This is a genomic window from Nonlabens sp., assembly GCF_047636915.1.
Lineage (GTDB): Bacteria > Bacteroidota > Bacteroidia > Flavobacteriales > Flavobacteriaceae > Nonlabens.
Genome location: NZ_JBLIGN010000098.1, coordinates 1 through 8,085, shown reverse-complemented (window position 1 = coordinate 8,085; position 8,085 = coordinate 1). Strand labels below are relative to the sequence as shown.

6 protein-coding genes are annotated in these 8,085 nt (G+C 38.8%); 2 read left to right on the top strand and 4 right to left on the bottom strand.

The features are described 5' to 3' along the window. Both ACJAT0_RS11515 and ACJAT0_RS11510 read right to left on the bottom strand, forming a co-directional pair. Positions 1-1,868, bottom strand: a 1,868-nt coding sequence (locus ACJAT0_RS11515; protein ID WP_415181773.1) for a WD40/YVTN/BNR-like repeat-containing protein, incomplete at its 3' end; no start/stop codon positions are given. 377 nt (positions 1,869-2,245) lie between these two features. Continuing rightward, positions 2,246-2,995: an arylesterase gene (locus tag ACJAT0_RS11510; RefSeq protein WP_415181772.1), complete on the bottom strand. Its 750-nt coding sequence runs from the start codon at positions 2,993-2,995 to the stop codon at positions 2,246-2,248. Between the two features lie 26 nt (positions 2,996-3,021). Between ACJAT0_RS11510 and ACJAT0_RS11505 the strand changes: the two genes are divergently transcribed. Then, positions 3,022-3,711 carry an ABC transporter ATP-binding protein gene (locus tag ACJAT0_RS11505; RefSeq protein WP_415181771.1) on the top strand — a complete coding sequence of 230 codons (690 nt, stop codon included), beginning with the start codon at positions 3,022-3,024 and terminating at the stop codon, positions 3,709-3,711. Between the two features lie 47 nt (positions 3,712-3,758). Beyond that, positions 3,759-6,254 (top strand): ABC transporter permease, encoded by a 2,496-nt coding sequence (locus tag ACJAT0_RS11500; protein ID WP_415181774.1) that lies wholly within the window; start codon positions 3,759-3,761, stop codon positions 6,252-6,254. A gap of 78 nt (positions 6,255-6,332) precedes the next feature. Here the strand turns inward: ACJAT0_RS11500 and ACJAT0_RS11495 are convergent, their stop codons facing one another. Together ACJAT0_RS11495 and ACJAT0_RS11490 are read right to left on the bottom strand one after the other, a co-directional pair. Continuing rightward, complete coding sequence (locus ACJAT0_RS11495) at positions 6,333-7,403, bottom strand: flavin monoamine oxidase family protein (RefSeq protein ID WP_415181770.1); 1,071 nt, start codon at positions 7,401-7,403, stop codon at positions 6,333-6,335. A gap of 134 nt (positions 7,404-7,537) precedes the next feature. Continuing rightward, positions 7,538-7,660, bottom strand: coding sequence for a hypothetical protein (locus ACJAT0_RS11490; protein WP_415181769.1), 123 nt, complete (start codon positions 7,658-7,660; stop codon positions 7,538-7,540). Positions 7,661-8,085 lie beyond the last annotated feature (425 nt).

Here is an 8,085-nt window from a genome sequence, read left to right as displayed (position 1 = left end):
GCAACGAGTAGGGCATGACCTTTCTTCGTTTGAGAAGCCTTTATTTGAGTAATCCAACTGCCTTTGGGCAATCCTTTTAAACCTTTAGAAATGTCATCCCAGCTACTACCGCCGTTTTTAGTAACATTTACCAAACCATCGTCAGAGGCAGCATAAAGGACGTCTTTTTCTACCGCACTAGGTTCAATGACCAGTAGGGTGGTGTGATTTTCTGCTCCTGTGGCATCCATGGTTAGGCCGCCAGATTCTGATTGCTTTTGTTTTTTAGGATCGTTAGTGGTCAAATCTGGCGAAATCACTTTCCAGGTCAATCCTTTATCAGTCGATTTATGTACGAACTGACTTCCAAAATACAAAGTAGCAGTATCAAAAGGATCCATTTGGATCGCTGCATTCCAATTGAAACGCAAGGGTATGTTTGCATCTGGATGTGTTGGACGCACGCTGTAATTATTCCCGGTTTGCCAGTCATAACGTTGTACAGATCCTTGCTGACTCATAGAATATCCAAAACGATTGTTATCTGGATCTGCAATCACATCAAACCCATCTCCAAAACTGATTTCTTGCCAGTAACTGTTTCTTATTCCTTGTGCTCTCCAAGAGTAAGCGGGACCGCGCCAGCTCCCATTATCTTGCATCCCTCCATAAACGTTGTACGGCGTTTCCATATCTACGTTGATATGGTAGAATTGGGCTACAGGTAAATTCCCTATAAAACGCCATGTTTTCCCGCGATCACGAGTAATGTTGAGTCCGCCATCATTACCGTCGATCATAAATTTCCCATTCTTAGGGTGGATGTACCAAGCATGATGATCTGGATGGACGCCATTATCTACTCCATAAGCCGGCATGAGTCTTGTAAAGTTCTTACCGCCATCTTCTGAAACATTGATATACGTAAACACAGAATAGATTCTGTTTTCATTTTGAGAATCTACATAAATCTCAGAATAATAAAAAGGACGGTTGCCTATACCTTCTTTATCATTGATCATGTTCCACTTAAAACCACCATCAGTGGATTTGTACAAGGCGTTTTTCTTTGCTTCAACCAGTGCGTAAATAATGTTGGGATCGCTAGGCGCTATCGCTATTCCTATGCGTCCTAATTCACCTTCTGGCAAACCTTCTTTATCGGTTATTTTTTTCCAGTTTTCACCACCGTCGTGTGTGATGTACATTCCAGAGCCTGCGCCTCCAGATTTAAAAAACCAAGGGTCTCGTTTGTGTTCCCACATAGCTGCAATGAGCTTATTCGGGTTTTGGGGATCCATAACCAGATCTGCTGCGCCAGACGTATCGTTGGTATAAAGAATTTTCTTCCAAGATTTACCACCATCAGTCGTTTTAAAAACACCGCGTTCTGGATGGACACCCCATGGAGAACCTATGGCTGCAGCATACACCACATCTGGATTTGTAGGATCTATAATCACGCGATGGATATTACGTGTTTTTTCTAGTCCCATCAATTTCCAGTTTCTACCAGCATCGAGAGATTTATAAATCCCTGCGCCACCGTTTAATGAATTACGTGGGTTTCCTTCACCAGTTCCTACCCAGATCACACTGGGATTGGACTGCTGTACCGCTACTGCACCTACAGATGCAGTGGCTTCTTTTTCAAAAATAGGCTGCCAGGTGATCCCGGCATTTTGAGAGTTCCACAAACCGCCACTGGCGGTACCCGCATATATAATTTCTGGATTCTTATGAACCACGTCTATAGAAGTCACACGACCCGACATACCACCTGGGCCTATATTTCTAGGTTCTAAATTTTTGACTAGTTCAAGATCTAGTTTTTGGGAGAATGCTAGCGTGGAAAGAAAGCACAAGAAAAGCAGGGAAATAGGTTTCATAAAGTATATTAGTTCAAGCTTTAAATATAAAACCTAAAAAGGAAACCTTGAAGGTTTTAGCAGATTGTTAGGAGTAGTTGTTGCTACAAGGTGCTCAATAGATTAAAATATCCGATAATTATTCCCGAATACATTCATTACCTCTTAGAACTAGCCCCGTAATTTAAATAAAGTTTCATTTCTAAAGTTATTATGCTGATCAGATTAGAATAATAAAAGTCTTCATTTCCCAAACTTTATGTGGATACATTTAGAGAATTTAAATCAATGGGTTACATATAGTAGAAACTTGTAAAATTTTAAAATAATTTCCATAAAAGTGTATTATTTAAGCAAATTATCTGTTTGTAGAGGTGTTATAGATTTAAAGTCCGTTGCTAATTTCCATTTGCGATAGGACCCAGTACTTCCCAAACCGTATGAGCTACTATTTTATGGCCTTCAACAGTTGGGTGGATGCCATCCTTCTGATTGAGTGCTGCAATACCGGCTACATTTTTTAAAATAAACGGAATAAGGGAAAGATTATTAGCCTCTGCTATTTGAACATAGAGCTCTCTAAATTTGGTGGTGTAGTCTTGTCCCATGTTAGGTGGCAGTTGCATGCCAGCGAGAATAATCTTTGTATTGGGACTTTTTTCTTCTACGGTATTTATAATTGATTGAAGGTTATCAAGTGTTTCAGACAAAGGAATCCCACGTAAACCATCGTTTGCTCCTAACTCCAAGATAAAAATATCAATATTTTGATTCAAGACCCAGTCAATTCGGCTTTTGCCACCCGCTGTGGTTTCTCCGCTTAAACCTGAATTCACAACCACATAATTCAAATTCAAAGAATCTATTTTTTGTTGCAATACTGCAGGGAAAGCATCATTGCTATTCTCCAATCCATAGCCAGCTGTAATACTATCACCGAAGCATAAAATGGTTCCAGCACTATTTTTCGAATCTCCGGTGAGTTGGGATGTTTCGGTTGCTGTTTCTTCTGGTGTGGTTTTTTTGCTTTCACCACCACCACAACTCAAAATTAAAACCAAAGGAATAATATAACAAAGCCTTATGAGTTTATGCATAGTGCAAGCGGTGAAGTGTAGATTCAATTGTTTATTTTCATACTCGGACATAAGTTGTCATTTTAATTTAATAGTATATGCCAAAGATATTGAAGATTGCGGGGTTAGGAAAGGCTTATTCCAGTGGTCATAAAGAATTAACAGTCTTGCAAAACATCTCTTTTGAAGTTGAAAAAGGACAAACATTTTCTATTGTTGGACCTTCTGGAAGTGGAAAGACAACGCTTTTGGGCTTGTGTGCTGGATTAGACAACCCAGATACAGGAAGTGTAGAGTTATGTGGTCAGGATTTAAGTCACTTAAATGAAGACCAAAGGGCTCAATTAAGGAATAAGGAAGTGGGTTTTATCTTTCAGAATTTTCAATTACTACCTACTCTTACTGCTCTTGAAAATGTAAGTGTGCCCTTAGAATTACAAGGAGATAAAGCCGCCACCAAAAAAAGTATGGTTTTATTGGAGAAAGTGGGCCTTGTAGACCGTTTTAATCATTATCCATCTCAGCTTTCAGGAGGGGAACAACAACGGGTAGCCTTAGCTAGAGCTTTTGCTAATGCACCTTCTATTCTATTTGCAGATGAGCCTACAGGAAACTTAGACGAGGAAACTGGGGAAAAAGTAATCCAACTGTTATTTGATTTGAATAAAGAGGCGGGAACGACATTGGTGATCATTTCGCATGATTTAGAATTGGCTCACCGCACCCAGCAGATATTGCGTTTGAAAGGCGGTCAAGTTTTAACTAATCAACGCACAGAAGTACTGTAAATTCATCTATTTTTTCTATGAATCAAAATATTAAATGGCTTTTTAAAATGTCATGGCGGGATGCCAAAGCGAGTAGAGTGCGCCTGCTTTTATTCATGGCTTCTATCATCTTAGGTATTGCCGCAGTGGTTTCTATACAATTATTTAGCACCAATCTTAAAGAAAATATACAGCTCCAGTCCAAGGCATTGATGGGAGCAGATTTTATTATTGACAGCAGGCAATTGCCTACAGAGCGTGCACAAGCAATCATAGATTCTTTACATCCAGATGCTTCTGAAGTCAACTTTGTGTCGATGATTGCTTTTCCCAAAGGTGCGGGAACCAAACTAGTAAAGGTGCGTGCTTTAAAAGGAGACTTTCCTTTTTATGGTACTATCGATACCGAACCTGTTTCAGCAGCAAGCACTTATCAAGATGCTGGTGGAGCATTAGTTGATGCGACTTTAATGCTTCAGTTTGACATCAAACCAGGAGATTCTATAAAAGTAGGCGAACTTACGCTTCCTATTACGGGGTCTTTAAAGTCAATTCCGGGCACTACGGCTATTTCAACTTCTGTTGCTCCACCAGTGATTATTCCGAATCGATTTGTAGAAAGTACAGATCTCCTACAATTTGGCAGCAGAAAGGAATATCAATTCTTTTACAAAGTTTCAGATACTTTAAATTTAAGCCAGTTTGAGAAGAAAATAAGCCCTATCCTGGATGCCGAAAATTCGGATTTAGATACACATACCAGCACTAGCGCACGTTTAGGAAAAGGATATAATAATGTAGGTAAATTCTTATACTTAGCAGCGTTTATTGCTTTGCTCTTAGGGTGTATAGGTATCGCTAGTTCTGTTCATATTTATATCAAAGAAAAATTGAGATCTATCGCCGTTTTAAAATGTATGGGAGCATCCAGAAAGCAAAGTTTTCTTATTTTCCTTATTCAGATAGCAGGGATCGGTGTAGCTGGTGGTTTGGTAGGTTCCTTTATAGGGGTGGGACTTCAGGTTTTATTCCCTTACATCTTACAAGACTTCCTTCCGTTTGCATTGGAGATAAGTATCTCCCTACAGCCCATACTTATAGGTGTTTTTCTAGGATTGTTTATGTCGGTGTTATTTGCGCTTTTACCCTTGATTAGAACTTGGTATGTATCACCCTTAGAGGTGTTACGTGTTAATGAACACGCTTCTAAGGGGCCTAGAAAGGTCCGCTTTTTTATATTTGCAGCCATACTCGTATTTCTGTTTTTATTTTCCTTCTGGTTGCTCGAGGATGCGCTTTATGCCTTAAGTTTTGTAGGTGCTACGCTAATTACGTTTGCTATTTTAGCAGGGACAGCTTTGTGGTGCATGAAACTCATAAGAACCTATTTCCCTAAACGTTGGGGTTTTACCTCACGCCAAAGTCTTTTAAACTTATTTAGGCCTAATAATCAGACTGTCGTGTTAGTCGTTGCCATTGGTTTAGGAACATTTTTGATCAGCACTTTATATTTCACAAAAGATATTCTATTGGCGAAAACTGATATCGAGCAATCGACAGAAAAGGCCAACATCATTATTCTAGATGTGCAAACTGATCAACGTGATGCCTTTAAAAAACAGCTTACCAGTAACGACCTGCCCATTCTTGACAACATTCCGCTGGTAACTATGCGTATGCATAAGCTTAAAGATCAGTTGGTAAATGAGATTCGGCAGGATTCCACGAGCCAGATCCGTGGTTGGATTTTAAATCATGAGTTCAGAACCACCTATCGCAATGTATTGATTGATTCAGAAGAAGTTATAGAAGGTGAGTGGGTTCCAGAATTAAAGTCCGGAGACCCTGTTGAGATTTCTATTTCTGATAATCTTGCTGCAGATGCTAAAGTAGGTGTAGGTGATGCCATTGTTTTTAATGTGCAAGGGGTGTTGATGGAAACCATCGTAGGCAGTATTCGTAAAGTAGACTGGGGACAAATTCAACTTAATTTTAGTATTGTATTTCCAAAGGGTGTTTTAGAGAAAGCCCCTCAGTTTAATGTCATTACCACAGCGGTGGCAAATGAAGAGGCTTCAGCAAAATTGCAACGAGAATTGGTGGCTCAATTCCCTAATGTGTCTGTGATAGATCTGCGACAGGTGTACTCTATTTTGGAAGATATTTTAGGTAAAATTTCGTGGATCATTAATTTCATGGCCTTCTTTAGTATTCTTACAGGCATTATCGTTTTGATAGGTTCTGTACGAACGAGTAAATACCAACGTATTAAGGAATGTGTTTTATTGCGAACTCTGGGTGCAAAAAATACACAGATCTTAAAAATAACCGCTTTGGAATATGTGTTTTTAGGTTTGCTTGGGAGTTTAGTCGGTATTTTGTTGGCTTTGTTAAGCAGTCTCTGTTTAGCGCTATTTGTTTTTAAAGAGCCCTTTGTGCCTTCTTTGATTCCATTTTTAGTCTTTTTACCTGGAATTACGCTTTTGGTTTTAGCGATTGGTTTAAGCAATATTCAAACAGTCCTGCGCAGTTCACCATTGGAGGTGCTGAGAAGAGAAGGCTAGTGTGGTTCTTTTTTAAGTATGGCTAGAGTTATCTAGAATAAAAAAGATTTTCCTTGCCCAAGGTTTATATTGGTTTTTTTAAATATGCTCTATTGCTGTGATACAATCGAAAACAGAAGATGCCCGCCTAACCGCACCTTCCATATAACCAGCATATTGTGAGGCCGTTTCTGATCCAGCAATAATCAGTTTATTATTCATATACTTCTGGTTGTAAATAGCATGACTATTATTTTTATGAGCCGCTAGAAATCGAGTATAAGGGACATGGGTATACTTTTCATACGACCAACACTGCTCTTCATAAGAAGTAAAGTGCAGCGCTTCTTCCCCAAAGAACCGCTCTAATTGCTGCACTATTTTTTCTTTGCGATACGCTGCAGATTCTTGACAAAGAGCCGTATTCATAAATCCTGCAAGCGCAAATTTATTTTCTTTATAGTTGGTATGATCATGGATCTCTGTAAAAGGTCCTAGATTACTAAAGAAAGAAGCTGACATGCTTTTATGTTTCCAAAAAGGCTCCTTATAGGACAGCCCAAATTTAATAGAGTCGGCCATCCACGTGTGCGTTTCATTTGCTATGCCTATTAATGAATCCGGCAGGTTAGGAGAAAATTCAATACTATTGACCAGTAACCTAGGCGGTAGGGTCGAGATGACCAAATCTGTTGTATAGCTAGCAGTTAAAGTGCTTATTTTAATTTGATCTTTAACCTCTTCTAGTTTTAAAACAGGCTCATCCAGTTTTAATTCTGTTTCATGTAAAAAAGACGCTAATTTGTTAACGATAGTGATAGTTCCTCCGGCTATGCGGTAACTAGGTTCTTGGTTTTCCGGGAGTTTAAAAGCTTGAGGTGGCCTGCTAGCTATAGATTCATAAAAAGCATTGCGGGTTATCAATTGTTGATGAATAGGAATTTCTAATTCTTCAAGCAAGCTTAAAAGAGCCGTATTTTGATTCCACAGCCACGCAGGACCTAAGTCGATAGGAGTTTGATCTTGTTTTTTTTTGGTGAATATTCTACCGCCTAAACGTTCCCGCGCCTCAATTACAGTAACTTGATAGTTGCTCTGTTTAAGTAGATATGCCAGGGTCATGCCGCACAATCCAGCGCCTAAAATAGTGATGTGATGTTTGTTGTTCAAATAGTGTGATTTTTAAAATGGTATTTGTAATACAGAATTTCAGGAAGACGAATGGGTATATAAAATAAGCGTACATAGAAATAGGGGTAAAGGTCATTAAATGGCCCCTATAAATTTTAAAAAAATTAAAGATACTATGTGTTTTGCTTTCGCGAAAGTAGAATAGCAACAAATGAAGTTAGTGGTAACTCAATGAAAACATATAAAGCTGGCTTTCTATACCATTTTAAGTCGTTATTTGATTTTATTTGGGTCATTTTCTACGGTAGATTTTTTCTATTTGTACGAGCACGATCAAGAACTAAGTGGTTGCTATCTCGATCATATAAGCGAATTTTTCTTCACAACAAAGGTTGGTTATGAGGGCCGTTCTTAAAATGGGTTCCTTGTATTTTTAGGGGAGTAGCTTTTTTATCCAAATCATCACATTCAAACAAGAACGTGACGGCATCTCTTTTGGGCAACTCCTTCACTAAAAAAGACTACAAGCAACTGGAATAGGTGCCATCACATTGATTACCTGTGATTCCTAAAACGCAATGGTATTAGGAATATCAATATCAGGAAGTGTCATTTGATGTAGGTTTATGAATTACTAATTAGGCAACTCCTTCCACATCTCATTTCCAAAGGGTTCCAACTCATTGCTGCCCATAATTTCATCATAAGAAACCATAGGTGA

What these genes read in the sequence shown, in the direction of transcription:
- ACJAT0_RS11510 (WP_415181772.1), bottom strand. Translation starts at nt 2,995, where the DNA reads ATGTCCGAGTATGAAAATAAACAATTGAATCTACACTTCACCGCTTGC.
- ACJAT0_RS11505 (WP_415181771.1), top strand. Translation starts at nt 3,022, where the DNA reads ATGCCAAAGATATTGAAGATTGCGGGGTTAGGAAAGGCTTATTCCAGT.
- ACJAT0_RS11500 (WP_415181774.1), top strand. Translation starts at nt 3,759, where the DNA reads ATGTCATGGCGGGATGCCAAAGCGAGTAGAGTGCGCCTGCTTTTATTC.
- ACJAT0_RS11490 (WP_415181769.1), bottom strand. Translation starts at nt 7,660, where the DNA reads ATGACCCAAATAAAATCAAATAACGACTTAAAATGGTATAGAAAGCCA.